We start from the raw sequence: 25,725 nt of genomic DNA on the forward strand, positions 1-25,725 counted from the left end.
AAACGCCCGGTTACATTCCGAACCCGGAAGCTAAGCCTTACAGCGCCGATGGTACTGCAGGGGGGACCCTGTGGGAGAGTAGGACGCCGCCGAACTCCTTTTAGAGCTCTGGCTCTTGGGCAACAGCCCAAGAGCCAGAGCTTTTTTGCGTTGAGGTAAGGTCAGGGGGCATCGTTGGCACGTTTCCCACAGGAGGCCCCCGGGTGGAGGTCCAGGAGACCCGCGTCCAGACGGACCGGGTCCTCACCATCCCCAACATCCTCAGCATGGCGCGTCTCGTCGGCGTGCCGGTCTTTCTGTGGCTGATCCTCAGGCCTGAGTTCGGGGGCCCCAAGAGTGACACGTGGGCGCTGCTGGTGCTGGCTCTGAGCGGAGTCAGTGACTACCTCGACGGCAAGCTCGCGCGGCGTTGGAACCAGATCAGCAGCCTCGGCCGGCTGCTCGACCCCGCCGCCGACCGGCTCTACATTCTCTCGACGCTGGTCGGCCTCACCTGGCGCGAGATTCTGCCGTTCTGGTTGACCGCTGTACTTCTGGCGCGCGAGCTCGTCCTGCTGGTGATGGTGGGCATCCTCCGGCGGCATGGCTATCCGCCGCCGCAGGTGAACTTCCTGGGGAAGGCGGCCACCTTCAACCTGATGTACGCCTTCCCCTTGCTCCTGCTCAGTGACGGAACTGGATGGATCTCGTCACTCGCTGCTATTTTCGGATGGGCGTTCGCTGGATGGGGTACAACGCTCTACTGGTGGGCAGGAGTCCTCTACGTGGTACAAGTCCGTCGCCTCGTCCGCGCGGACGCCATGGCCGATTGAACTCGCCGATTGCTGCGGCCGTAGTGCCTGGATGGCCCTCGGCGAAAAAGTGCGGGACAATCTGGGCGGGTGAAGTCGGCTAGACCGTCGTCTTTTTGAGGAGGACGCTTCCGACATGAAGGCCGTCGTGATGGCCGGAGGTGAAGGCACACGCCTTCGCCCCATGACCTCAAGCATGCCCAAGCCGCTCCTGCCCGTGGCCAACCGCCCGATCATGGAGCATGTGCTACGGCTGCTCAAAAGGCATGGGCTGAACGAGACCGTCGTAACTGTCCAGTTCCTGGCCTCATTGGTCAAGAACTACTTCGGTGACGGCGAAGAGCTCGGAATGGAGCTCTCCTATGCCAACGAGGAGAAGCCACTCGGTACCGCAGGAAGCGTCAAGAACGCCGAAGAGGCGTTGAAGGACGATGCCTTCCTCGTCATCTCCGGTGATGCCCTGACCGACTTCGACCTCACCGAGCTGATCAATTTCCACAAGGAAAAGGGTGCGCTCGTCACTGTCTGCCTGACGCGTGTGCCGAACCCGCTGGAATTCGGCATCACGATCGTCGACGAAGAAGGAAAGGTCGAGCGCTTCCTCGAGAAGCCCACCTGGGGCCAGGTCTTCTCCGACACGGTGAACACGGGCATCTACGTGATGGAGCCCGAAGTCTTCGACTATGTCGAGCCCGATGTGCCCGTGGACTGGTCCGGGGATGTCTTCCCGCAGCTGATGAAGGAAGGCAAGCCGATCTACGGCTATGTCGCGGAGGGGTACTGGGAGGACGTCGGTACTCACGAGAGCTATGTGAAGGCGCAGGCCGACGTTCTGGAGGGCAGGGTCGACGTCGAGATCGACGGCTTCGAGATGTCCCCCGGGGTGTGGGTGGCCGAGGGTGCCGAGGTGCATCCCGACGCCGTGCTGCGCGGCCCGCTCTACATCGGCGACTACGCCAAGGTCGAATCAGGCGCCGAAATTCGTGAGCACACCGTCGTCGGCTCGAACGTCGTGGTGAAGAGCGGTGCGTTTCTGCACAAGGCCGTTGTGCACGACAACGTGTACGTGGGGCAGCACAGCAATCTGCGTGGCTGCGTCGTCGGAAAGAACACCGACATCATGCGGGCCGCTCGGATCGAGGACGGTGCGGTCATCGGCGATGAGTGCCTCATCGGTGAAGAATCGATCGTGCAAGGCAATGTGCGGGTCTACCCGTTCAAGACCATCGAGGCCGGCGCCTTCGTCAACACCTCGGTCATCTGGGAGTCCAGGGGCCAGGCGCATCTGTTCGGTGCTCGCGGGGTGTCCGGCATCCTGAACGTGGAGATCACGCCCGAACTCGCCGTGCGCCTGGCCGGCGCCTATGCGACGACGCTCAAGAAGGGCTCCACCGTCACGACCGCCCGTGACCACTCCCGTGGCGCCCGTGCGCTGAAGAGGGCGGTCATCTCCGCCCTGCAGGCCAGCGCCATCGACGTACGGGACCTGGAGAACGTACCGCTGCCCGTCGCCCGGCAGCAGACGGCGCGGGGCAGCGCCGGCGGGATCATGATCCGAACCACGCCCGGGGTGCCGGACTCCGTGGACATCATGTTCTTCGACGGAAACGGCGCCGATCTCTCGCAGGGCAGCCAGCGAAAGCTGGACCGGGTGTTCGCGCGGCAGGAGTACCGGCGTGCGTTCCCCGGGGAGATCGGCGACCTGCACTTCCCCGCCAGCGTCTTCGACTCGTACACCGGCTCGCTGTTGCGCAATGTCGACACGACCGGGATCACCGAGTCCGGACTGAAGGTCGTCGTCGACGCGTCGAACGGCAGCGCCGGGCTTGTCCTGCCCAGCCTGCTGGGCAAGCTCGGTGTGGACTCGCTGACCATCAACCCCGGGCTCGACGAGTCGCGGCCCACGGAGTCCGCCGATGTGCGGCGGTCGGGGCTGGTGCGGCTCGGTGAGATCGTCGCGTCGTCGCGGGCTGCCTTCGGAGTGCGGTTCGACCCGGTTGGCGAGCGGTTGTCGCTGGTTGACGAGAAGGGGCGGATCGTCGAGGACGACCGGGCGCTGCTCGTCATGCTGGATCTGGTGGCCGCGGAGCGGCGCAGTGGGCGGGTGGCGCTGCCGGTGACCACGACGAGGATCGCCGAGCAAGTTGCGGCGTACCACGGGACACAGGTCGAGTGGACGACGACCTCGCCCGACGACCTGACGAGGGTCGGCGGCGACGACTCGACCATCTTCGGCGGTGACGGCAAGGGCGGCTTCATCGTCCCGGAGTTCAGCAGCGTCTTCGACGGTACGGCGGCCTTCGTACGCTTGATCGGGCTGGTGGCGCGGACGCAGCTCACCCTCAGCCAGATCGATGCCCGGATTCCGCGGGCACACGTCCTCAAGCGGGATCTTGCGACTCCCTGGGCCGTCAAGGGCCTTGTGATGCGACGTGTGGTCGAGGCGGCCGGAGACCGCTTCGTGGACACCACCGACGGTGTGCGGGTCGTGGAGACGGACGGGCGCTGGGTCATGGTGCTGCCCGACCCGGCCGAAGCGGTCACCCACCTGTGGGCTGAGGGGCCGGACGACGCCTCCGCGCAGGCCCTGCTCGACGAGTGGTCGGCAGTCGTGGACAGCGCCGGCCGCTGAAAAACGCAGCACACGCGCGTGCCGGACAGGTGTCCCCAAGGGGCCCGTCCGGCACGCCGGTGGGGCCATTCGGAGGTAGTGGCCGCGACATGCGACGATGTGCGGCATGCCGCAGCAGCCCCCCGTTCGGAGCACACCCACGCGACCCTCGCGTCCGGACGCTTCCATGTCGCTGCTCACCAATGTCATGGACCACAGCCTGGACGACGGGTACGCCGAGGCGGCCGCCAGGAAGAAGGCCGCGGGCGACGGCGCTCTGCCGAAGACCCTTCGGGCCAGGCTCGGCCTGGCCGCGGGTCTGGTGCTCGCGGCCCTCGTCGTGACCGTTGGAGCGGCGCAGGCTCGGGTGGCGGCTCCCGTCGTCGCCAAGGAGCGCGAGGAACTGATCAACCGCATCGACCGGGAGACCACGGCGGCGGACAAGCTGGAAGGCTCCGTCGACAAGCTGCGCGACGAGGTGAGTGCGCGCCAGCGGGAGGCTCTCAAGAAGAGCGGCAGTGGAGATCAGTCGGAGCTGGTGGGGATTTTGTCGGGTGCCGTCGAAGTGCACGGTCCCGGCGTGAAACTGGTCGTGAACGACGCCAAGGAAGCAACCAGCGGCGGCAACGGCAATCCGCGCGAGACCACGGACTTCTCCGACACCGGTCGAGTGCGGGACCGCGACATGCAGCGTGTGGTCAACGGGCTGTGGGAGTCGGGGGCCGAGGCCGTTTCGATCAATGGGCAGCGGCTGACGGCGCTTTCGGCGATCAGGGCCGCCGGGGACGCGATACTGGTCGACAACAAGCCGCTGGTTCCTCCCTATACGGTGCTGGCCGTGGGGAACGGCAAGCAGCTGAGCAGCAGGTTCCAGAACAGCGCCGACGGGCTGTATCTGCACGCCCTGCAGGAGACCTACGGCATCCGGACCAGCATCTCCGTGGAAGGCGACCTCCGGCTGCCTGCCGCACCGAGTGTGATCGTACGTACAGCACAGCCGACAACCGAGAAGACTGAGAAGGGCACATCGTGATCGCCGTACTGGGCCTCGTAGTGGGAGTCGTGGCCGGCCTGTTGGTCCGGCCTGAGGTTCCGGCGGTCGTCGAGCCTTACCTGCCGATCGCCGTCGTCGCGGCGCTCGACGCCGTCTTCGGTGGTCTGCGTGCCATGCTCGACGGCATCTTCGACGACAAGGTCTTCGTGGTGTCGTTCCTGTCCAATGTGGTCGTTGCCGCGTTGATCGTGTTCCTGGGCGACAAGTTGGGTGTGGGTGCCCAGCTGTCCACCGGTGTCGTCGTGGTCCTCGGGATCCGCATCTTCTCGAACGCCGCGGCGATCCGCCGGCACGTGTTCCGGGCGTGAGGCCGATGAGCGACAACGAAGAGACGCCGGAGAACAGGCTGCGCAAGGAACTTCCGGAGGAGGTCCCCGCGACGGAGCCCGATGTGACGGCGGCAGCTCCCGAGGAGAAGCAGCCCTCTGAGGAGAAGCAGCCCTCTCTCACCGGGCGGCAGCGGCTGGTGCAGGGCCTCTGGCCGCCGCGCCTCACTCGCGCCCAACTCATCGTCGCCGTCCTGCTGTTCGGCCTCGGCTTCGGCCTGGCCGTCCAGGTGGCCTCGAACAGCAACAGCGACAGCGCGCTGCGCGGCGCGCGTCAGGAAGATCTCGTTCGCATCCTGGATGAACTCGACGACCGTACCCAGCGTCTTGAGGACGAGAAGCAGGGACTGGAGAAACAGCGCGACGAGCTGGAGAACAGCTCCAACCAGGCCGAGGAGGCCCGAAAGCAGACCGTCGAGAAGGAGAAGCAACTCGGCATTCTGGCGGGCACGGTGGCCGCGCAGGGGCCCGGCATCACGATGACCATCGAGGACACGAAGGGGACGGTCCAGGCGGACATGCTGCTCGACGCGATCCAGGAGCTGCGTGCGGCCGGGGCGGAGGCGATCCAGGTGAACGACGTACGTGTCGTCGCCAACACCTACCTCACCGACTCGGGCAAGAGCGTGAGCGTCGACGGGAACAAGATCAACGCTCCCTTTCGTTTCAAGGTCATCGGCAAGCCGGCGGACCTCGAACCGGCGCTCAACATCCCTGGAGGCGTGGTGCAGACTCTTGAGAAGGAGCAGGCCACCGTTGCCGTCGATCGGTCGAACAAGATCATTGTGGACGCGTTGCGAGCTGCGAAGCGGCCTGACTACGCTCGGTCGTCCTCGCCGTGAACGGGCGGTGCATGGCGGACGTCCGGCGGGGGCATGAGGTTGCGGGGGGTCGGCGCACCGAATGGGTGGTGCGTGGTGGAAACTGTCTGGTGGATACGGACGTTGTGAGGATGTCCGGGTCGGCCGGTGTATGCAATCAGGGTTCGTCCTGCCCCACGGGCGGGTCTGTTTCGGTCAAGGGGAATCGCCCGTGAAGTTGTTTGCGAAGTTGTTCGGCAAGAGCGCGCGAGAGGGTAGCGACAACGCGACCGCTCGTCATCGCGCACAGCCCGATGCGGAGGGTCAGCGCCCACTGTTCCGGGACCAGGTCCCTGGGCCGGGTGGTGACATTCCCGGAGGTCAGGGCGCGCCGTCTGTTGACCCTGCGCAGTCCGGCGGCATAGGTTTCGGGCAACCGTCAACCTCAAGTACGGGTGGAGGGTTTTCCCCTATGTCGGCCCTGGTGTGTACGAGGTGCGGTAACCGCAACGCGGAGAACAGCCGCTTCTGCTCCAACTGTGGCGCGCCCCTGCGGGCCGGCGGCGCGGCCGAGCGGCCGTCCGAGACGACGTCGACGATCTCGATTTCCGGCATCGAGGCCTACGACGCCGAGGTCACCGGTCAGACGCAGATGCCGGCGCTCTCTCCCGAGGCACAGGCGGCCGTCGACGCGCTGCCGCTGGGCTCCGCGCTTCTGGTCGTGCGCCGCGGGCCGAACTCGGGCAGCCGCTTCCTGCTGGACGGGGACCTGACCACTGCCGGCCGTCATCCGCAGAGCGACATCTTCCTGGACGACGTGACGGTCTCGCGCCGGCACGTGGAGTTCCGCCGTGGTGCGGACGGCTCGTTCACGGTGGCCGACGTGGGCAGTCTGAACGGCACATACGTCAACCGCGAGCGGATCGACCAGGTCGCTCTGAACAACGGTGACGAGGTGCAGATCGGAAAGTACCGGCTGGTCTTCTACGCAAGCCAGCGGGGCTACTGACCCTTCCCCCAGACCCCGTCCGGGGGGACCCCAAGGGAATGTCCATGCTTCGAACACCGAGCGGCGGTGCCGGACACGGCACCGCCGACACGGACAGCGGTCTGATGAGCATCGGCACGGTGCTGAACGTGCTGCGCGACGAGTTCCCCGAAGTCACCATCTCCAAGATCCGTTTCCTGGAGTCGGAGGGGCTCATCGAGCCGCAGCGCACCCCGTCGGGGTATCGCAAGTTCAGCGCGGACGACGTCGAGCGCCTCGGCCAGGTGCTGAGGATGCAGCGGGACCACTATCTGCCCCTCAAGGTGATCCGGGAGCATCTGGACGCCATGGAGCGCGGTGAGGCGGCCCCGCTGCCCGTGGTGGGACGCCAGCGGGACGGCGAGTCCCTCCTCGAGGCGCCCGAGGGGCCCACCGCGGCTCGGATCGGGCGGGACGAGCTGCTCGCGGCCGCCGGGATCGGCGAGCAGGAACTCGAGGAGTGGGAGTCGTACGGCCTGGTGGCGCCGCTGCCGGACGGGGCGTACGACGCGGAGACGGTTACCGTGGCGTCGCTCGTCGTGGAGCTCGGGCAGTCCGGGATCGAACCGCGGCACCTCAGGGCCATGAAGGCCGCCGCCGAGCGTGAGGCCGGGCTGGTGGACCAGGTGGTGGCCCCGCTGAAGCGCCACCGTAATCCGCAGACCAGGGCGCATGCCGAGGCGCGTACGAAGGAGCTGGCGGCGCTCACGGTGAAGCTGCACGCCGCCCTCGTGCAGATCGCGCTCGGTGTGCGACTGCCCTGAGTCCGGCGGGTTCGGGGAGGCCGGATCGGCCCCCCGTTCTCGGCTCGACTACCCAAACGTCCCGGGCAGGTCCTAGGGTTGCTGTGTGAACGAGCTCGATGTCGTAGGTGTCCGGGTCGAAATGCCCTCCAACCAACCGATCGTGCTCCTGCGTGAAGTGGGAGGCGACCGTTACCTCCCCATCTGGATCGGGCCGGGGGAGGCGACTGCCATTGCCTTCGCCCAGCAGGGCATGGCCCCCGCACGACCGCTGACCCACGACCTGTTCAAGGACGTGCTGGAGGCCGTCGGTCAGGAGCTGACCGAAGTGCGCATCACGGATCTGCGGGAGGGCGTCTTCTACGCGGAGCTGGTCTTCGCCAGCGGGGTCGAAGTCAGCGCCCGTCCGTCCGACGCCATAGCGCTGGCCCTGCGCACCGGAACGCCGATCTACGGCAGCGACGGTGTGCTCGACGACGCAGGCATCGCGATTCCGGATGAGCAGGAGGACGAGGTGGAGAAGTTCCGCGAGTTCCTCGACCAGATCTCGCCGGAGGACTTCGGGACAAGCAGCCAGTGAGTCTCAGACGCCGACAAGTGCCAACGGCGAGTGAGAGCGTCCTGCGGCCCCCTTCGAGCGCATTCGGCTAGCCTTTCCCCGCGGTGGGGTGCGGGAAACCACTCTTAGGGTGATTATCACTCGGCGTGCCGAGTGTGGCGATCGTTGACGCACCCCTGGTGACTGCCTACCGTCGAGATGGCAGGTCAAGGACGGAGGTCGGCGTGAGAAGCAGCGGCGACGGTACGGCTGGGGGTGGCCCCGGACGCAGTCTCGGGGAGAGCGGTCCGTACCCTCCCCCAAGCTCTCAACTTCGTTCGAGTTGGGGGGACCCCCATCCCGGCAGCGCGGCCGATCACGCTCCGCAGCGACCGGCGGCCGTGCCGAGCAGCGGAGGGGCGGCGTCCATGGCGTCCGAGGAGATCGGCTATCGCGGTCCGACGGCCTGTGCGGCCGCCGGCATCACCTATCGGCAACTGGACTACTGGGCCCGTACCGGGCTCGTCGAGCCCAGCGTGCGGCCCGCCTACGGGTCGGGCACGCAGCGTCTGTACAGCTTCCGGGACGTCGTCGTCCTGAAGATCGTCAAGCGGTTCCTGGACACCGGTGTGTCGTTGCAGAACATCCGTACCGCGGTGGTGCACCTGCGGGAGCGGGGCTTCCGGGACCTTGAGCGCATGACGCTGATGAGCGACGGGGCCACGGTCTACGAGTGCACCTCGCCCGACGAGGTCCATGCGCTGCTCCAGGGCGGCCAGGGGATCTTCGGGATCGCCGTCGGTGTGGTGTGGCGGGACGTCGACAGCGCGCTCTCGCAGCTGCACGGCGAGCGGATCGACACCGGTGAGACCCTGGTCGGGCACAATCCGGCGGACGAGCTGGCACGGCGGCGGAACCGGGCGGTCTGACCGCGTTCTCTGCGGCTTCTGAGAGCCCTTCGGCGGTCGTAGGGCGGCATTGTCAGTGGCGTAGGGCAGCATCGGAGATGTGAGAAACGCGCCCACCATCCTGCATCTCGACATGGATGCCTTCTACGCCTCGGCGGAGCAGGCATCCAAGCCGAGTCTGCGAGGGAAGGCCGTGATCGTGGGTGGGCTCGGGCCGCGCGGGGTGGTCGCCACCGCTTCGTACGAGGCACGGGTCTTCGGGGTGCGGTCGGCCATGCCGATGGCGCAGGCGCGGCGGCTGGCACCGAACGCCGCGTATCTGGTGCCGCGCTTCGGGTTCTACCGGTCGATCAGCGAGCAGGTCATGGGCCTGCTGCACTCGCTGTCGCCTCTGGTGGAGCCCCTGAGCCTGGATGAGGCCTTCGTGGACCTGGAGGCCGGGGAGGCGGCCTGGGACGCGGCGTCGGCGCGGCTGGTGGGGGAGAAGCTGCGCGCCGACATACGGGCGGACACGGGGCTCACCGGGTCCGTGGGCCTCGCCGCCTGCAAGATGCTCGCGAAGATCGCCTCCGAGGAGGCCAAGCCGAACGGGCTGGTGCTGGTCGAGCCCGGGACCGAGCGGGCCAAGCTCGGACCGATGTCGGTGCGGATGCTGCCGGGGGTGGGGCCGGCCACGGGGGACCATCTGCGGCGGGCCGGCATCACCACGGTCGACGAGATCGCCGAGGCCGGTGAGGACGAGCTCGTCCGGCTGCTGGGAAAGGCCCATGGACACGCGTTGTACGCCATGGCGCTGGCGCACGACGACCGGCCCGTGGTGGCCGAGCGGGAGGCCAAGTCGGTATCGGTCGAGGACACGTACGACGTGGACATCCACGACCGGGTGAGGGTGGGGCTGGAGGTGCAGCGGCTGGCCGACCGGTGTGTGCGGCGGCTGCGAGGTGCGGGTCTTTCGGGGCGGACCATCGTGCTGAAGGTGCGGCGCTACGACTTCTCGACGCTGACTCGTTCCGAGACGCTGCGCGGGCCCACGGACGATCCGGCGGTGGTGCGGGAGGCTGCCGCCCGGCTGCTGGACTCGGTGGACACGACAGGGGGTGTGCGGTTGCTGGGGGTCGGGGTGAGCGGGCTGGCCGACTACACGCAGGAGGATCTGTTCGCGCAGGCCGCGGGGGACGGCGCGGAACATCTGGCGGACGAAGCGGACGAGGAGCCCGCCGAGGAGCAGAAGGTGGTTGTCGAACGGCGGTGGCCGGCCGGGCACGATGTGCGGCATGCCGAGTTCGGGCACGGGTGGGTGCAGGGAAGCGGGCTCGGGCGGGTGACCGTGCGGTTCGAGACGCCGGATTCGGAGCCCGGGCGGGTGCGGACGTTTCGCACCGATGATCCTGAGCTGGAGCCGGCGGACCCGTTGCCGTTGGTGGCGGCGAGACCCGGAGCCTCCGTGCACGAAGTCGGCGCCTGACGGGGGAGGGCGCTGGTCCGCGCGGGGGCCGGGGCGATCCAGGCGACGGGCCTAGGCGTCCGCGTCCTCCGTGCCCGCGAGCTTGCCGAAGTCATGGTCCGGGAAGGGGGACGGAGCGGGGAGGTCCAGGCCGTAGTGGTGGTAGAGCTGAAGCTCCTGTTCGGGGGAGAGGTGGCGGCCGACGCCGAAGTCGGGGGCGTCCTTGATGAGGGACCGGTCGAAGGGGACGTGGAGGGTGCCTTCGATCAGTTCGCTGGGTTCCAGGGGGACGAATGCGTCCCGGGAGAACAGGCCGGTGCGTATGGCCGCCCACTCCGGCACGCCGGTCGCGTCGTCGAGGTAGACCTCGTCGATGGTGCCGAGCTTGGTGCCGTTGCGGTCGAACGCCTTGCGGCCGATCAGGTTGCGCGGATCGATGTCGGTCTGCACGGGCCCTCCACTTGGTCGCAACTCATCCGTAAGCACTACAAAAGAGCAGATTGGTGATGGCGGCCACTCGAACGATCGGATGGTGTGCTCGCTGGTAGGCTGACAGCGGCTGCTGACCCCGTGCGGGAGAGTCCTCCAGACATCATCGGAGGCGCCGAAGGAGCAAATCCTCCCCGGAATCTCTCAGGCCCACGTACCGCGCGGACGAGGTCACTCTGGAAAGCAGGGCGGGTGTCGATGGCTTCCGCTCTCACCGACGGTGAAAGCCGGGCGCCCTCGGGTGTCCCGGTGAAGCTCTCAGGTTGAGATGACAGAGGGGGAGGCCGTCCGGGTACCCGTGCCGTGGTGCCCCTCGAAGGTCGTGTCAGACCAGGAGGCCTCCGCAATGACCGCCCATCGCATTCCGCTCTCCGAGCTCGAACAGGGAATCCCGTTCGAGCAGCGCCATATCGGGCCTGATCACGAGGCGCGGGCCAAGATGCTCGCACATGTCGGATATGGCTCGCTGGACGAGCTGACCGCCGCCGCGGTGCCGGATGTGATCAAGAACTCGGATGCGCTGGAGCTCCCGGGTGCGCGTACCGAGGCCGAGGTGCTGGCCGAGCTGCGGTCGCTCGCCGACCGGAACCAGGTGCTCGACTCCATGATCGGGCTCGGGTACTACGGGACCTTCACTCCGCCCGTCATCCTGCGCAATGTGATGGAGAACCCGGCCTGGTACACGGCCTACACGCCCTACCAGCCCGAGATCTCCCAGGGGCGGCTCGAGGCCCTGCTCAATTTCCAGACCATGGTCGCCGACCTGACCGGGCTGCCCACCTCCGGTGCCTCGCTGCTCGACGAGGGGACGGCCGCCGCCGAGGCGATGGCGCTGTCCCGGCGCATGGGCAGGAACAAGAAGGGCCTGTTCCTGATCGACGCGGACGTGCTGCCGCAGACCATCGCCGTGATCGAGACCCGTGCCGAGCCGACGGGTGTGGAGGTCGTGGTCGCCGACCTCGGCGACGGCATTCCGGCCGAGGTCGCCGGGCGGGAGATCAACGGCGTACTCGTCCAGTACCCCGGCGCCTCCGGCGTCGTACGCGACATCAAGCCGCTCATCGACCAGGCGCACGAGCTCGGTGCGCTCGTCACTGTCGCCGCCGACCTGCTGGCGCTGACGCTGCTGAAGTCGCCCGGGGAGCTCGGCGCGGACATCGCGGTCGGGACCACCCAGCGCTTCGGTGTGCCGATGGGCTTCGGCGGGCCGCACGCGGGCTACATGGCGGTGCACGAGAAGTTCGCGCGCAGCCTGCCCGGCCGGCTGGTGGGCGTCTCCGTGGATGCCGACGGGCACAAGGCCTACCGGCTCGCGCTGCAGACGCGGGAGCAGCACATCCGGCGGGAGAAGGCCACCAGCAACATCTGCACGGCCCAGGTGCTGCTCGCCGTCATGGCGGGGATGTACGCCGTGTACCACGGCCCTGAGGGGCTCAAGGCGATCGCGCGGCGCACCCACCGGTACGCCACCATCCTTGCCGCGGGCCTTCAGGCCGGTGGGGTCGAGGTCGTGCACGGCTCCTACTTCGACACGCTCACCGTGCGGGTGCCGGGCCGCGCCGCCGAGGTGCTGGCCTCCGCTCGTGAGAACGGAGTCAACCTTCACCTGGTCGACGCCGACCACGTGTCGATCGCCTGCGACGAGACCACCGCACGGGCCCAACTGGGCGCCGTGTGGACCGCGTTCGGGGTCGAGGGCGACATCGAGGCGCTGGACGCGGCGACCGAGGACTGCCTGCCCGCAGGACTGCTGCGCACCGACGACTACCTCACCCACCCGGTCTTCCAGGAGCACCGCTCCGAGACCGCGATGCTGCGCTACCTGCGCAGGCTCGCCGACCGTGACTACGCGCTCGACCGGGGCATGATCCCGCTGGGCTCCTGCACCATGAAGCTCAACGCGACCACCGAGATGGAGCCGGTCACCTGGCCCGAGTTCGGGCAGCTGCACCCCTTCGCGCCGGCCCAGCAGGCGCAGGGCTACCTCACCCTCATCCGTGAGCTGGAGGAGCGGCTCGCCGAGGTCACCGGGTACGACAAGGTGTCCCTGCAGCCCAACGCCGGATCGCAGGGCGAGCTGGCCGGACTGCTCGCCGTACGCGGATATCACCGGGCCAACGGGGACGAACAGCGGACCGTGTGTCTGATTCCGTCGTCCGCGCACGGTACGAACGCCGCCAGCGCAGTGATGGCCGGGATGAAGGTCGTCGTCGTGAAGACCGCCGAGGACGGCGAGATCGACATCGAGGACCTGCGGGCGAAGATCGAGCAGTACCGCGACGAGCTGTCGGTGCTGATGATCACGTACCCCTCCACGCACGGTGTGTTCGAGGAGCATGTCGCCGACATCTGCGCGCAGGTGCACGAGGCCGGCGGGCAGGTGTACGTCGACGGCGCCAACCTCAACGCCCTTGTGGGGCTCGCCAAGCCGGGGCACTTCGGCGGTGACGTCTCGCACCTCAACCTGCACAAGACCTTCTGCATCCCGCACGGCGGCGGCGGGCCGGGCGTCGGACCGGTCGGTGTGCGGGCGCACCTGGCGCCGTATCTGCCGAACCACCCGATGCAGCCGGCCGCAGGACCGGCGACGGGCGTCGGGCCGATCTCCGCGGCTCCCTGGGGCTCCGCGGGCATCCTGCCGATCTCGTGGGCGTACGTCCGGCTCATGGGCGGCGAGGGGCTGAAGCGGGCCACGCAGGTGGCCGTGCTGAGCGCCAACTACATCGCCAAGCGGCTGGAGCCGCACTACCCCGTGCTCTACACCGGCCCGGGCGGGCTGGTCGCGCACGAGTGCATCATCGATCTGCGGCCGCTGACCAAGGCGACCGGTGTGAGCGTCGACGACGTGGCCAAGCGGCTCATCGACTACGGCTTCCACGCGCCGACGATGTCGTTCCCGGTGGCCGGCACGCTGATGATCGAGCCGACCGAGTCCGAGGATCTGATCGAGCTGGACCGGTTCTGCGAGGCGATGATCGCCATCCGTGCGGAGATCGAGAAGGTCGGGGCGGGCGAGTGGCCGGCCGAGGACAACCCGCTGAGGGGTGCGCCGCACACCGCGGCCGCGCTCGGTGGGGACTGGGAGCACGCGTATTCGCGTGAGGAGGCCGTCTTCCCGGCCGGGGTGTCGGCCGCCGACAAGTACTGGCCGCCGGTGCGCCGGATCGACCAGGCCTTCGGTGACCGGAACCTGGTGTGCTCGTGCCCGCCGCTGGACGCGTACGACGACTGAGGCAGTGGTCGTGGAGGAGGGCCCCGCTGCGGCGGGGCCCTTTCCCGTTACGCCGTCGCGAGTGAGATCTCCGTCGACTTGATCAGGGCCACGACGGGTGTGCCGGCGGTCAGGGCGAGGTCCGTGACGGCGTCCTTGGTGATCGCGGAGGTCAGTTCGCCGCCGTCCACGGCGATCTTCACGGAGGCCATCGCTCCGCCGGTGGTCACGTGGGTGACCGTGCCCGGCAGTTGGTTGCGGATGGACAGGCCCTCGACCGGGGCGGTCGCCAGGGAGACCTCCGTCGACTTCACCAGGGCGCGTACGGCGGTGCCCGCGGCGAGGCCGAGTTCCTCGGCGGACTCGAGGGTGATCGCCGCGGTGATGTCCTGACCGCCGGTGAGGCGGACCTTGACGGTGGCCATGACCTCGCCCGGGGTGATGGCGGTGACCGTTCCGGGGATCTGGTTGCGGATGCTCAGGCTCAGGGGGCTCATGGGGAACGCCTCGCAGGGGGTGGGGGATCGAGGGCTTTGTGCCCGGGCCCACCGTAGCCCCAGGGGGGTGTTATGCCGGGTACGCGCGTGTCTGCGTCGCCCTGGCCGTCGCCCTGGCCGTCGCCCGGGCCGTGGCGGCCGGGTGCGGAATCGCATGAGCCGGGGCTCGCCGTAGGGGAGTCGTCCTGGGTCAGGTGCGGTCGATGTGCACGTTGGTCGACTTCACGCGGGCAGTGGCCTCCATACCGACCTCGAGGCCGAGCTCCTCCACGGCCTCGCGGGTCAGTAGTGAGACCAGGCGGTGCGGGCCGGCCTGGATCTCGACCTGGGCCGCCACGTCGCCGAGCTTGATCGCGGTGACGATGCCGGGGAAGGCGTTGCGGACCGAGGTGTAGGAGGTCTCCTCCTCGGCGCTGCCCGCCTTGGCGAGTTCCACGGAGAAGGCGGCCAGGTCCCGGCCGTCGATGAGCCGTCGGCCGCCCTCGTCGCGATGGGTCGCCACCCGGCCGGCGTCGGCCCAGCGGCGTGCGGTGTCCGGACTCACGCCGAGCAGTCGTGCGGCCTGGCCGATGGTGTAGCTCTGCATGCGGTCACGATAGGGCCGGGAACGGGTGCTGGTGGATGGGGGTCTGGGCGAACTCGCCGTTCTGACGGTGGACCTGCCTGGATCGGCCGCGGAGGCCGCCGGCAAGGACGTCGACCGCATCGAGCAACGCGGTGCTTCCGCGCGGCGCGGTGGCGGCTGGGTGGTGCCGCGGTGGCTGGAGATCGACTCGGAGTGGGGCGAGGTGACGCTCGACTTCACGGACGCGGTGATCACGCACGACACCCTGCACATCGAAGTGGACCTGCGCGGAGGTGCACTGAAGCTGCTGACCCGCCCGGGCGTCGTGGTGGACACCGACTCGCTGGTGCTGGAGTACGGGGGCGTCAAGAACCGGTCGGGGGCCGGCCCGGGCGTGCCCGTGGAGTTGCGCGTCGAGATCCATGGCCGTATGAACTTCGGTCAGGTGGTGGTGCGTCGGCAGCGGCGTGGGTTGCTGAGGAGACGCCCGAGGCCCCGAGTACCGGGTCCGTGATCGTGTGCGGCGCCGTCGTGGCTGGTCGCCCCCGCGCGGCGGAGCCGCAGCACATCGACACAGCCCCGCGCCCCTTCAGGGCGCCTCCATGAGGGCACGCAAGGAGCTCGGGCGTCCTTCAGGGCAGCTGGGCCCCGCAGTCGTACAGGGACACAGACCCGTGTCAGCCCGTGTGGACGCGAGGCCTGCGGATGCGGTCCGGTTCTGCTTCGCGCAGTACCTCTCGGGTGACCGGGGCGACCTCGCCCTGGCCGAAGAGGAAGAAGCGCAGGAAGTTGGCGAAGGGGTTGCCCTCGGTCCACTCGAAGTAGATGTGCGGGGTGCACCGGGTGGTGTCGCGGACGTGCAGGAGCAGGGCGGCCAGCGCGTTCGGGATGGAGGAGGACTCCAGGGTCAGCACCCGGTAGCGGTCGTGCAGGACCTCGCCGCGCACCGTCAGACCCGCTTCGAACTCGGAGGGGTCGACGACCGTGACCTCGACGAAGACGAAGTCCTCGCCGGGGATGTCGTTGTCGTTCTGGATCTGCTCGATCTTGTCGCGGTACTCGGCCTTGTCCCGCTGGTCCGGCTCGTTGGCGATGAAGCGGATCTTGCGGCTGGCCATGTCCCGGATGAATCGTTCCGCCATGTCGTCCAGCGTCACGCTGGTCACGCGGAGCTCGAAGGCGCGGGCCAGCCGGGAGAGCAGGGAGACCAGGATGATGCCGGCGATGAAGCAGGCGCCGATCTTGACGCCGTCCGGGCGCTCGATGACGTTGGCGACGGTGACGTAGAGGAGGACCGCCGAGACGACTCCGAAGCCGATGGTCCAGCCCCGTTGCCCGGCACGGTGGGCGGCGATGGTCACCGCGATCGCGGCCGAGGACATCAGCACCAGGACGCCGGTGGCGTAGGCGCCGCCCTGGGCGTCGACGTCGGCGTTGAAGATCCAGGTGACCAGGAAGCCGATCAGGGTGAAGACGATGACCATCGGGCGCACGGCGCGGGCCCAGTGCGGGGCCATGCCGTAGCGGGGCAGATAGCGGGGCATCAGGTTGAGCAGGCCGGCCATGGCGGAGGCGCCGGCGAACCAGAGGATGGCGATGGTCGAGATGTCGTAGACCGTGCCGAAGGCGTTGCCCAGGTACTCGTGCGAGAGATAGGCGAGGGCGCGTCCGTTGGCCTGGCCGCCGGACTTGAACTCCTTCGCCGGGATCAGCACGGTGGTGATGAAGCTCGTCGCGATCAGGAACACGCTCATGATCAGCGCGGCGGCCGTGAGGAGCTTCTTCGTGTCGCGGATGCGGCCCTTCGGGTTCTCCTCGGTGTCGCCCGGGTCGCCCTGGACGTGCGGCATGACCGCGACGCCGGTCTCGAAGCCGGAGAGGCCGAGCGCGAGCTTGGGGAAGACCAGCAGGGAGACGCCGATCATGGCGAAGATGTTGCCGTGTTCCGTGGTCAGGGCGCCGGCCCAGTCGGTGACCAGATGGCCCGCGGTGATCACGTGGTACATACCGACGGCCACGACGACGACGTTGAGGCCCAGGTAGACCACCACCAGCGCGACCGCGACGCCGATCGCCTCCAGGAAGCCCTTGAGGAACACCGCGCCGAGCAGGGCGACCAGGATGAGCGTGATCAGCATCTGCTGGCCGTGCAGGGTGCTGGTCAGGTGGGGGTTCTCGACGAGGTGGGTCGAGGCGTCGGCCGCCGACAGGGTGATGGTGATCAGGAAGTCGGTGGCGGCGAAGCCGAGCAGGGTCAGGACGAACAGCTTGCCCTTCCAGAACGACAGCAGCCGCTCCAGCATCGCGATCGAGCCCTCGCCGCGCGGGCTCTCCTCGGCCACCCGCCGGTAGACCGGCAGCGCACCGGCGAGCGTCACGATCACCAGGACGATGGTCGCCACCGGCGACAGGAGGCCGGCGGCCAGAGCCGCGATGCCGGGCTGGTATCCGAGGGTCGAGAAGTAGTCGACGCCGGTCAGGCACATCACGCGGTACCAGCGTTGCCCCTTGTGCGCGGGCTCCGGCTGGGCGTGCGGCGCCTGCTGGATGCCCTTGCCCATGTCGGACAGGCCCTCCAGCATCCAGGCGCGCAGGCGACTGGGAGGCGGGTGCTCGGTCGTGGCCATCGGCGTGCTCCTGAGGTGCGGCTCAGCGTGTGGATTCCGGCCATCACGCGGACGGCGGCACCAGCGTAAGCGGAGAGTGACGCATGGGCCCACGGATGAGGGGGGCGACGGCGTCAAGCTTCCGTTAAGACTCGCTAGTCGGCTGAAGCGGCGCCCAGGAAGGGAGTCTTTGTAGTGGTTCGCGGGTGTTTGGGCCGTCCGGGGGGATGGGGTTCGGTGATCGGGACCGGATACCCAGCGTCATGGCGCGTGGGTTGACGACGCCGGTGCGCCGGTCGATCGCGGGGCTGCCGTGGCTCAGATGTCCGTCAGACGGGCTTCCTCCAGGTCCAACGACCGCTGCAGCCTCCTGCGCGTCGTGTCGCTGATGGCGTGCTCGTCGTACAGGCGCTGCAGTTCCAGTGCCTCGAAGGCGATGACGTCGCGGCGCAGCTGGCGGTAGACCAGGTCGGCGGATTCGACGGGGGCGCTTTGGCCGATGCGGGTCCCCCCGCTCGAGCGAAGCCGAGAGTGGGGGAGATCGGTGAGGCGGTCGCGGGCGTCGTCGAGGCGGGCGGTGAGGCCGCGGCGGAGGCGGTCGAGAACGACCTCGGGGACGGCCTGCAGCTCGGAGAGTTCCTCCAGGCGGCGGATGCCCGCGTCGGCGAGGCGGCAGCGGGCCGTGGCCTCCTCGCGCTCCGTGTGGTCCGGTTCGAGGGCGATGCCGGAGCGGCGGACCACCGGGGCCAGACTGAAGCCCTGCACGACGAGGGTGACGACCACGACCGAGGTGGTCAGGACCAGCACCAGGGGGCGGTCCGCAAGCGCCGCGCCGCCTTTGGTGGTCTCCGGGATGGAGAGCGCCGCGGCCAGGGGGACGACGCCGCGGGTGCCCGCCCAGGTCAGCACCATCGGGACCCGCCAGTTCATGGGGCGGATGCCGCCCTTGCGCTGTACCACCGCCGACAGCGGGGCCAGCCACAGCAGGCGTACGGCGATCAGGGTGCCGGCGACCGCGAGCGTGTACAGCGGCCACGCCCGGTCGTTGGGGGACAGCGCCTGCACCTGGGCGGGCAGGGCCAGGCCGATGAGCGAGAACACCACGCTCTCCAGGAGGAACACCACGGTGCCGTACACCGCGTGCAACTGGAGCCGGATGTGCGCGTTGGTGAGCTTCTCGCCCCGTCCTCCCAGGACGACTCCGGCGACCACCACCGAGGTGACGCCGGAGGTGTGGGCCGCTTCGGCCAGGACATAGGCGGCGTACGGCGTGACCAGGGCGATCACCGTTTCCAGGACGGGGTCCTCGGTGCGCCGCCGGATGAGTGTGACGACATGGGCCACGGCCGCCCCGATCAGGGTTCCGCCGCCCGCCAGTACGGCGAACTCGCCGCCCGCCGCGCCCCAGTTCGCCGCCGCGGACGCCACGGCCACGCTCACCGCCACGCGGAACAGGACCAGCGAGGTGGCGTCGTTGAACAGGCTCTCCGCCTGCACCAGGACCTGGACCCTGGGCGGCAGCGCGAGGCGTCTGCCGAGTGCCGTGACCGCCACCGGGTCGGTGCTGGCCAGGACCGCGCCCAGCACGAACGCCATCCGCCACGACAGCGGCGTCACCAGCGAGGCCACCGCGCCGACCGCCGCCGCCGACGCCAGGACCAGCCCGATCGCGAGGATCCCGACCGGCTTCCACACCGCGCGCAGCTCGCGCCAGGACAGCTCCTCCGCGCTCGCGTACAGCAGCGGCGGCAGCACGACCAGGCCGATGATCTGGGGGCTGGTCCGGATCTCGGGGGTGCCCGGCAGCAGGGCCACGGCGAGGCCGGCGACGACCAGGAGGGACGGTGCGGGGATGCGCCGGTGGTGGGCGAACGTGGCCACGACGGTGGCCAGTACGACCAGTGCGAGTACCGTCCCTACGCTGCGCATGCCTGCCCCCTGGGGCCTTCACGGGAGCCACCGTGGCTCCCGGCCGACCAGACTTCCCGGCACACCGCTTTCACCCTATCCGTCCCCCGCATGTCAAGACAGTGCCGACGCTCTTGACGTGTTCCGTGGCTGCTGACCGGGCCGGTGCGGTGGGGAGGAGGCGGATGGTGTTGGCATGTTCTTGGCGAAATCTTGGATCCCGGGCGCGACCCTGCCGGAACTGCCCTCGCGAGCTGCGGCGTTCTGCCTGGTGTGACGTCGACTCTCCCTTTCCGCATACCGCCCGGCCAGAGATCGCAGCACATGGTGATCTGCGGCGACGACGCTCTCGCGCACCGGCTCGCCTTCGAACTGGACGCCGTGTGCGGCGAGGTCGTCACCGTCGTGCTGCCGTCCGCGAGTGACGAGCGCGGCGCGGAGATCGCCGCGCTGCACGACGACCCGCACTCGCCGGTCGAGCTGCACCTCTCCGTCCGCCCCGACGAACGGGCCCTGCGGGCGGCGGGTGTCGAGCGGGCCGCCGCACTCGCCCTGACCTACCGGGACGACCAGGTCAACATGACCGCGGCGCTGCTCGCCCGGACCATCAACCCCTCGGTGCGGCTGGTCGTCCGCATGTTCGACCGTGAGCGTGGCCGCCATCTGGAGCGGCTGCTGGACCGGGCCGCGGGGTTGTGCGAGGACGCCGCCCAGGACACCTCCACCACGGTGCTCTCCGACGCCGACACCGCCGTACCGGAACTGGTGGCGGCCGCCGCCGTGGGCCACGGGCACACCCTTCAGGTCGAGGGCAAGGTGTTCCGCGGTGTCGTACGGCCCGCGGGGTCACCGTCCAACGCCACTGACCTGGCCACTCTGGCCGTCCTGTCCGGCGCCCACCAGGACGACCCGGCCAGCCAGGACAGCGCCGAGACGCCCGGCGAGGAGGGCACCCAACTGCTGCCCGACAGCCGGACCGCCCACCAGCGGCAGTCCACGCACGGCCGGCTGATGCTGGAGGAGGTCACCCACCACGCCTCCGAGGCGACCGCCCGGACCCGGCGCGTGCACCCCCGACGGTGGCTTCGGGCACGGCTCGCGCATCTGCCGTGGAAGGTCTTCGTCTCCCACCAATTAGCGGCAGTCTACGGGGCGTTGACGACGGTCGTCCTCGCGCTGGCCACCGCCACCGCGCTCTTCGCCGACGAGCATCCGTGGTGGAAGAACTTCTATCTGCCGCTGCTGGACATCTTCACCATGGGAGACCCGGCCACCGAGGAGTCGGTGGCCCGGCGGGTGCTCCAACTCCTGGCCGGTTTCGTGGGGTTGGCCGTGCTCCCGCTCGTGGTCGCAGCGACCATGAACGCCACCGAGGCCTTTCGCACCGCCTCGGCGAGCCATCCGCCCGACGACGGCGTGAACGGCCATATCGTGCTGGTCGGTCTGGGAATGGTCGGCACCCGGGTGCTGGACCGGCTGCGCGCCACCGACCACCAGGTGGTGGCCATCGAACGCGACCCGCGCGCCCGTGGCGTCGCCCTCGCCCGCCAACTCGGCACACCGCTGATCCTGGACGACGCCACGGCCCCGGGTGTGCTCGAACTGGCCCGCGTCCGGCACAGCGGCTCGCTGCTCGTCCTCACCCGTGACGACGGCCAGAACCTCGACATCGTCATGGCCGTACGAGAGACCAACCCCGCCGTGCGGGTCGTGACGCGCCTGTACGACGACGCCTTCGCGGCGACCGTCCAGCGCACCCTGCGCGCCTCCTACCCGGACGCCCTCACCCGGAGCAGAAGCGTTTCCGCGCTGGCTGCGCCCTCGTTCGCCGCAGCGATGATGGGGCGCCATGTGCTGGGCGTGATGCCGGTGGAGCGGGGCTCGCTGCTGTTCACCTGCGTTGATGTGGCCGGGCACCCGGAGCTGGAAGGACGCTCCGTGCACGAGGCGTTCCGGGAGAACGCATGGCGGGTGCTGGCCGTCGGGACCGCCGCCGGGCCGCTCCCCGCGGCGGAGGCCGCGGACGGCCTCACCGGACTCCATCACGGCCGGACGGGATTCGACTGGCGTCCCGCGCAGGGACGGATCCTGCGGGCGGGTGACCGTGTCGTCCTGGCGACGACGCGGCGCGGCCTGGACATCCTGATGACGGGGGGTGCAGCCGCATTCCGCGGACCGGCGGCAGTAGTCCGGCCAACGCTGTACGGCGATGCGCCGTCGCTCGTCGGCGGCATCGTCGTGGCTGGTAGCGCCCGCGGCGAAGCCGCACTTCGACCCGACCCGCTCAGGGAACCGTCACCTCAGGTCGGAGACCCTGAACACCGTCTCCGCCGTCTCGCGCTCTACCCGCTCCGAGATCCGCTCCAGTGCGGCGGGCCCGCACAGCAGGGTGCCGAGGGCCAGTGACGTGCGGGCGTCCTCGTGGAGCCGGTACCAGAGGTCGGGATTGTCCACCAGGACCTGGAGGTCGAGTTCGACGTGCTCACCGAGGGCGTCCCGGAGCACGAGCCGAGGGGTGATCCCGTCGGGGGAGCGCACCGAGACCAGCAGGTCGGTGCGGATCCTTCGGGTGCGCAGCAGCCGGCGTGAGGTCAGCCAGCCCTCGCCGGCGCGGATGCGGTCGGGGCAGAGCAGGAGGAAGACCAGCACCGCGAGCGCGGACCACAGCGCTGCGCGCCCCGGGGACAGCGTGTCCGCACTCCAGGAACGGCGGCGCGGTCGCCTCTCAGGAGGCCATCAAGGAACTCGGCACCAACGGCGGCGGCTACTTCAACGCCAACTCGGCCCACCCGTTCGAGAATCCGACGCCCTTCACCAACCTCTTCGAGATCTTCCTGCTGCTCGTCATCCCGTTCTCGCTCACCCGGACGTTCGGCGTGATGGTCGGGAGCGTGAGGCAGGGTTACGCGATCCTGGCCACCATGGCCACCGTCTGGGTCGGCTTCGTCGCCCTGATGATGTGGGCCGAGTTCGCCCACCACGGCCCTGCGTTCCAGCTCGCGCACGGTGCGATGGAGGGCAAGGAGGTCCGTTTCGGCGTCGGCTCCTCGTCGATCTTCGCGGTGTCGACCACGCTCACCTCGACCGGCGCGGTGGACTCCTTCCACTCCTCCTTCACCGGCCTCGGCGGCGGCATCACCCTGCTCGGCATGATGCTGGGCGAGATCGCGCCCGGCGGTACCGGCTCCGGCCTCTACGGCATGCTGATCATGGCGGTCATCGCGGTGTTCATCGCCCCGAGCTCGTCAAGTGGGTCAAGGAGGCGAAGGCGAAGGTCGTCAAGGACAACTCCGTCCCCGGTTACACCGTCAGGCCCTCCCAGGTCCCCGCGGACGCGGTGACGTCCTCCGGTTCCGGCCTGGACCCGGACATCTCTCCCCAGTACGCCGAGCTCCAGGTGCACCGGGTCGCCGAGCGCAACGGCCTGTCCGTCGCCCAGGTCGAGAAGCTGGTCAGGGACCACGCCGAGGGCCGTACGCTCGGCTTCATGGGCGAGCCCCGCGTGAACGTCCTGGAGCTCAACCTCGCCCTCAAGTCCCTTGAAGGGTGAAACCCAAGTTCCCTGAACTACACCTCCTCCCCCGAAGACCCCGCCGACGGCAGCCGATCGCGGATGTCGTCCATCACCGAGGAGTCGGTGAGGGTGGTGACGTCGCCGAGCCGACGGTTCTCCGCGACGTCCCGCAGCAGGCGTCGCATGATCTTTCCCGAGCGGGTCTTGGGGAGTTCGGCGACGACCAGGATCTGCCGCGGCCGGGCGATCGGGCCGATCTCCTTGGCGACATGGGCGCGCAGCTCGGCGGCCACCTCGTCCGCGCCGCCGGCCGCACCCTCCTGCTCGGCGTCGCCGCGCAGGATGACGAAGGCCACGACGCCCTGCCCGGTGGTCGGGTCGGTCGCGCCGACCACGGCGGCCTCGGCGACCAGCGGATGCGAGACCAGGGCGGACTCGACCTCCGTGGTCGAGATGCGGTGGCCGGAGACGTTCATGACGTCGTCGACCCTGCCCAGCAGCCAGATGTCGCCGTCCTCGTCCTTCTTCGCCCCGTCCCCCGCGAAGTACATTCCGGGGAAGCGGGACCAGTAGGTGTCGACATACCGTTTCTCGTCGCCCCAGATGGTGCGCAGCATCGCCGGCCATGGATCCGTGAGGACCAGATAGCCGCCCGAGCCGTTCGGCACCGGCTTGCCCGTGTCGTCGACGACCTCCGCCCGCACCCCCGGCAGCGGCCGCAGGGCCGAACCGGGCTTGCAGATGCTCACGCCGGGCAACGGGCTGATCAGCTGGGCGCCGGTCTCCGTCTGCCACCAGGTGTCGACCACGGGGCACCGGTCCCCGCCGATGTTGCGGCGGTACCAGATCCATGCCTCGGGGTTGATGGGTTCGCCGACGGAGCCCAGCAGCCGCAGCGAGGACAGACCGAAGCGTGCCGGGAACTCGTCACCCCACTTCATGAAGGTGCGGATCGCGGTCGGGGCGCAGTACAGGATCGTCACCCGGTACTTCTCGACGATCTCCCACCAGCGGCCCTTGTGCGGGGTGTCCGGTGTGCCCTCGTACATCACCGAGGTCACGCCGTTGGCGAGTGGCCCGTAGACGATGTACGAGTGGCCGGTCACCCAGCCGATGTCCGCCGCCGTCCAGAACACGTCCCGCTCCGGCTTGACGTCGAACACCGCCCAGTGCGTCCACGCCACCTGGGTGAGATAGCCGCCGGTGGTGTGCAGGATGCCCTTCGGACGGGCCGTCGTACCGGAGGTGTACATGATGTACAGCGGGTGCTCGCTGTCGAACGCCTCCGCCTCGTGCTCGGCCGGCTGCCCGGCGACCAGATCGTGCCACCACACGTCCCGGCCGTCGGTCCAGTCGACCTCCTGCCCGGTGCGCCGCACCACCAGCACGCTGCGCACATCGGGACACTCGCGGACCGCCTCGTCGACGGCGGGCTTGAGCGCGGAGGGTTGGCCCCGGCGGTAGCCGCCGTCCGAGGTGATCACCACACGCGCGTCGCAGTCCAGGATCCGGCCGCGCAGCGCCTCCGCGGAGAAGCCGCCGAAGACCACGGTGTGCGGGGCACCGATGCGGGCGCAGGCCAGCATCGCCACCACCGTCTCCGGGATCATCGGCATGTAGATGGCCACCCGGTCGCCGGTGTGCACGCCGAGGGCCTGCAGGGCGTTGGCCGCCCGGCAGACCTCCTCGGTCAGCTCGGCGTAGGTGATGGTGCGGGTGTCGCCCGGCTCACCCTCCCAGTGGAAGGCGACCCGGTCGCCGTGACCGGCCGCAACGTGCCGGTCCAGGCAGTTGTACGCCGCGTTGAGCCGCCCGCCGGTGAACCAACGGGCGAAGGGTGCGCCGCTCCAGTCGAGCACCTGTTCCCAGGGCTGGGCCCAGTCCAGCCGCGCCGCCGCCGTGGCCCAGAAGGTCTGGCTGTCGGCGTCGGCCCGCTCGTAGTCCGCCGCGGTGGCGTTGGCCGCGGCGGCCAGCTCGGGAGGCGGCGGGAACCGCCGCTCCTCCCGCAGCAGGTTGGAGAGTGTCTCGCCGGCCGGCTCAGTCATGTGTGGGCTCCGGCGAACGGGCCGCCGCGGTGGGTCCGGTGCGGCATCAGGTGCTGGCCGATGTTCGGGAAGACCGGCACCACGGGGCGCTGATACGTGGAGTTGGTGACGCCCGCGAACGACGCGTACCAGGCGCACGCGGCGGTGACCAGGCCGAGCCAGCCGCCGGCCTTGGTGGTGTTCGGGGACTGGGCGAATTCGCCGATGCACAGGACGATGAACGTCGCCGACAGGGTCACGAACACGGCCAGCACCGCGCCCGTGGTGCGGGTGGCGGCGATGGTCATGTACACCGTGAAGACGGCCCAGGCCAGCAGGAACAGGCCGGTCGCCTGATGCGCGGTGGAGACCGGCAGGGTGCCCGCGACGAACTTCGCGTAGGCCGCGTATGCCAGCCAGAAGGAGCCGAAGGAGGCGAATGCGGTGGCGGCGAAGGTGTTGCCCTTGCGGAACTCCCACATGCCGGCCAGCAGCTGGGCGAGCCCGCCGTAGAAGAGGGCGAGGGGGAGGACCACGGCGGCCAGTTTCTTGTCTGTGATCAGGTCCGCGTTGAAGACACTGAGGACGAACGTCGTCAGTGCGAAGGCGCCGAGACCGAGCGGGCCGGCGTCGGCGATGGGTTCTGGGTTCGAGGTTGGTGTGCTCATC

General features: G+C 69.3%; 21 protein-coding genes, 1 rRNA gene, 2 pseudogenes and 1 riboswitch. Of the genes and pseudogenes, 16 read left to right on the forward strand and 8 right to left on the reverse strand.

Annotated features, from left to right (window positions below):
- The 11 genes from rrf to ACWCRD_RS33550 form a co-directional block, all read left to right on the forward strand.
- A 5S ribosomal RNA gene (gene rrf, locus ACWCRD_RS33500) occupies positions 1-95 on the forward strand; the annotation flags it as partial.
- A gap of 108 nt (positions 96-203) precedes the next feature.
- On the forward strand, positions 204-812 hold the full coding sequence (locus tag ACWCRD_RS33505; protein WP_123963785.1) for a CDP-alcohol phosphatidyltransferase family protein: 609 nt from the start codon (positions 204-206) through the stop codon (positions 810-812).
- Between the two features lie 115 nt (positions 813-927).
- Positions 928-3,423 (forward strand): sugar phosphate nucleotidyltransferase, encoded by a 2,496-nt coding sequence (locus tag ACWCRD_RS33510; RefSeq protein ID WP_390700295.1) that lies wholly within the window; start codon positions 928-930, stop codon positions 3,421-3,423.
- Positions 3,424-3,529: 106 nt separating this feature from the next.
- Positions 3,530-4,435: a DUF881 domain-containing protein gene (locus ACWCRD_RS33515; protein WP_450969507.1), complete on the forward strand. Its 906-nt coding sequence runs from the start codon at positions 3,530-3,532 to the stop codon at positions 4,433-4,435.
- Entirely contained in the window at positions 4,432-4,764 is a 333-nt protein-coding gene (locus ACWCRD_RS33520) for a small basic family protein (protein WP_003988855.1), read from the forward strand. Before ACWCRD_RS33515 ends, ACWCRD_RS33520 begins: the two co-directional genes overlap by 4 nt.
- Positions 4,765-4,769: 5 nt before the next feature.
- The gene (locus ACWCRD_RS33525; RefSeq protein ID WP_450969508.1) at positions 4,770-5,624 is read left to right on the forward strand and encodes a DUF881 domain-containing protein; all 855 of its coding nucleotides are present in this window, start codon (positions 4,770-4,772) and stop codon (positions 5,622-5,624) included.
- Positions 5,625-5,685: 61 nt separating this feature from the next.
- Positions 5,686-6,591, forward strand: a complete 906-nt coding sequence (locus ACWCRD_RS33530) for an FHA domain-containing protein (protein ID WP_123963781.1) — start codon at positions 5,686-5,688, stop codon at positions 6,589-6,591.
- A gap of 44 nt (positions 6,592-6,635) precedes the next feature.
- Complete coding sequence (gene ftsR / locus ACWCRD_RS33535) at positions 6,636-7,373, forward strand: transcriptional regulator FtsR (protein WP_450969509.1); 738 nt, start codon at positions 6,636-6,638, stop codon at positions 7,371-7,373.
- A gap of 85 nt (positions 7,374-7,458) precedes the next feature.
- Positions 7,459-7,932 carry a bifunctional nuclease family protein gene (locus ACWCRD_RS33540; RefSeq protein ID WP_004002801.1) on the forward strand — a complete coding sequence of 158 codons (474 nt, stop codon included), beginning with the start codon at positions 7,459-7,461 and terminating at the stop codon, positions 7,930-7,932.
- A gap of 203 nt (positions 7,933-8,135) precedes the next feature.
- Complete coding sequence (locus tag ACWCRD_RS33545; protein ID WP_450969510.1) at positions 8,136-8,819, forward strand: MerR family transcriptional regulator; 684 nt, start codon at positions 8,136-8,138, stop codon at positions 8,817-8,819.
- 79 nt (positions 8,820-8,898) lie between these two features.
- Positions 8,899-10,263 carry a DNA polymerase IV gene (locus ACWCRD_RS33550; RefSeq protein WP_450969511.1) on the forward strand — a complete coding sequence of 455 codons (1,365 nt, stop codon included), beginning with the start codon at positions 8,899-8,901 and terminating at the stop codon, positions 10,261-10,263.
- A gap of 51 nt (positions 10,264-10,314) precedes the next feature.
- On the opposite strand, the gene ACWCRD_RS33555 is transcribed toward ACWCRD_RS33550, so the two are convergent.
- Complete coding sequence (locus ACWCRD_RS33555) at positions 10,315-10,692, reverse strand: PRC-barrel domain-containing protein (RefSeq protein WP_450969512.1); 378 nt, start codon at positions 10,690-10,692, stop codon at positions 10,315-10,317.
- Between the two features lie 113 nt (positions 10,693-10,805).
- Positions 10,806-10,901: riboswitch (glycine riboswitch) on the forward strand.
- A 176-nt stretch (positions 10,902-11,077) separates the two neighbouring features.
- Here ACWCRD_RS33555 and gcvP point away from each other — a divergent pair.
- Entirely contained in the window at positions 11,078-13,963 is a 2,886-nt protein-coding gene (gcvP, locus tag ACWCRD_RS33560) for an aminomethyl-transferring glycine dehydrogenase (protein ID WP_450969513.1), read from the forward strand.
- A 47-nt stretch (positions 13,964-14,010) separates the two neighbouring features.
- Here gcvP and ACWCRD_RS33565 read toward each other — a convergent pair whose 3' ends face one another.
- Positions 14,011-14,430: a TOBE domain-containing protein gene (locus ACWCRD_RS33565; protein ID WP_450969664.1), complete on the reverse strand. Its 420-nt coding sequence runs from the start codon at positions 14,428-14,430 to the stop codon at positions 14,011-14,013.
- A gap of 199 nt (positions 14,431-14,629) precedes the next feature.
- Positions 14,630-15,025: a TOBE domain-containing protein gene (locus ACWCRD_RS33570; protein WP_123963776.1), complete on the reverse strand. Its 396-nt coding sequence runs from the start codon at positions 15,023-15,025 to the stop codon at positions 14,630-14,632.
- 31 nt (positions 15,026-15,056) lie between these two features.
- Here ACWCRD_RS33570 and ACWCRD_RS33575 point away from each other — a divergent pair, with 31 nt between their 5' ends.
- Positions 15,057-15,518, forward strand: coding sequence for a hypothetical protein (locus ACWCRD_RS33575; RefSeq protein ID WP_450969514.1), 462 nt, complete (start codon positions 15,057-15,059; stop codon positions 15,516-15,518).
- 163 nt (positions 15,519-15,681) lie between these two features.
- On the opposite strand, the gene ACWCRD_RS33580 is transcribed toward ACWCRD_RS33575, so the two are convergent.
- Together ACWCRD_RS33580 and ACWCRD_RS33585 are read right to left on the reverse strand one after the other, a co-directional pair.
- Complete coding sequence (locus ACWCRD_RS33580) at positions 15,682-17,631, reverse strand: amino acid transporter (RefSeq protein WP_450969515.1); 1,950 nt, start codon at positions 17,629-17,631, stop codon at positions 15,682-15,684.
- Positions 17,632-17,928: 297 nt separating this feature from the next.
- Positions 17,929-19,539: a Na+/H+ antiporter gene (locus ACWCRD_RS33585; protein ID WP_450969516.1), complete on the reverse strand. Its 1,611-nt coding sequence runs from the start codon at positions 19,537-19,539 to the stop codon at positions 17,929-17,931.
- Positions 19,540-19,842: 303 nt separating this feature from the next.
- Here ACWCRD_RS33585 and ACWCRD_RS33590 point away from each other — a divergent pair, with 303 nt between their 5' ends.
- Positions 19,843-21,924, forward strand: coding sequence for an NAD-binding protein (locus ACWCRD_RS33590; protein WP_450969517.1), 2,082 nt, complete (start codon positions 19,843-19,845; stop codon positions 21,922-21,924).
- Here the strand turns inward: ACWCRD_RS33590 and ACWCRD_RS33595 are convergent.
- Positions 21,814-22,167, reverse strand: coding sequence for a hypothetical protein (locus tag ACWCRD_RS33595; RefSeq protein WP_450969518.1), 354 nt, complete (start codon positions 22,165-22,167; stop codon positions 21,814-21,816). The genes ACWCRD_RS33590 and ACWCRD_RS33595 overlap by 111 nt on opposite strands.
- 56 nt (positions 22,168-22,223) lie before the next feature.
- Between ACWCRD_RS33595 and ACWCRD_RS33600 the strand changes: the two are divergent.
- Both ACWCRD_RS33600 and ACWCRD_RS33605 read left to right on the forward strand, forming a co-directional pair.
- Positions 22,224-22,754: pseudogene (locus ACWCRD_RS33600) on the forward strand (potassium-transporting ATPase subunit KdpA); the annotation flags it as partial.
- Positions 22,755-22,756: 2 nt separating this feature from the next.
- Positions 22,757-23,068: pseudogene (locus tag ACWCRD_RS33605) on the forward strand (potassium-transporting ATPase subunit C); the annotation flags it as partial.
- A gap of 17 nt (positions 23,069-23,085) precedes the next feature.
- On the opposite strand, the gene acs reads toward ACWCRD_RS33605, so the two are convergent.
- Both acs and ACWCRD_RS33615 read right to left on the reverse strand, forming a co-directional pair.
- A complete protein-coding gene (acs, locus tag ACWCRD_RS33610; protein ID WP_450969519.1) occupies positions 23,086-25,077 on the reverse strand; it encodes an acetate--CoA ligase in 1,992 nt (663 codons plus the stop codon).
- Positions 25,074-25,724 carry an acetate uptake transporter gene (locus tag ACWCRD_RS33615; protein WP_450969520.1) on the reverse strand — a complete coding sequence of 217 codons (651 nt, stop codon included), beginning with the start codon at positions 25,722-25,724 and terminating at the stop codon, positions 25,074-25,076. Before ACWCRD_RS33615 ends, acs begins: the two co-directional genes overlap by 4 nt.
- Position 25,725 lies beyond the last annotated feature (1 nt).

It is taken from the genome of Streptomyces sp. NPDC002092, from assembly GCF_053593775.1.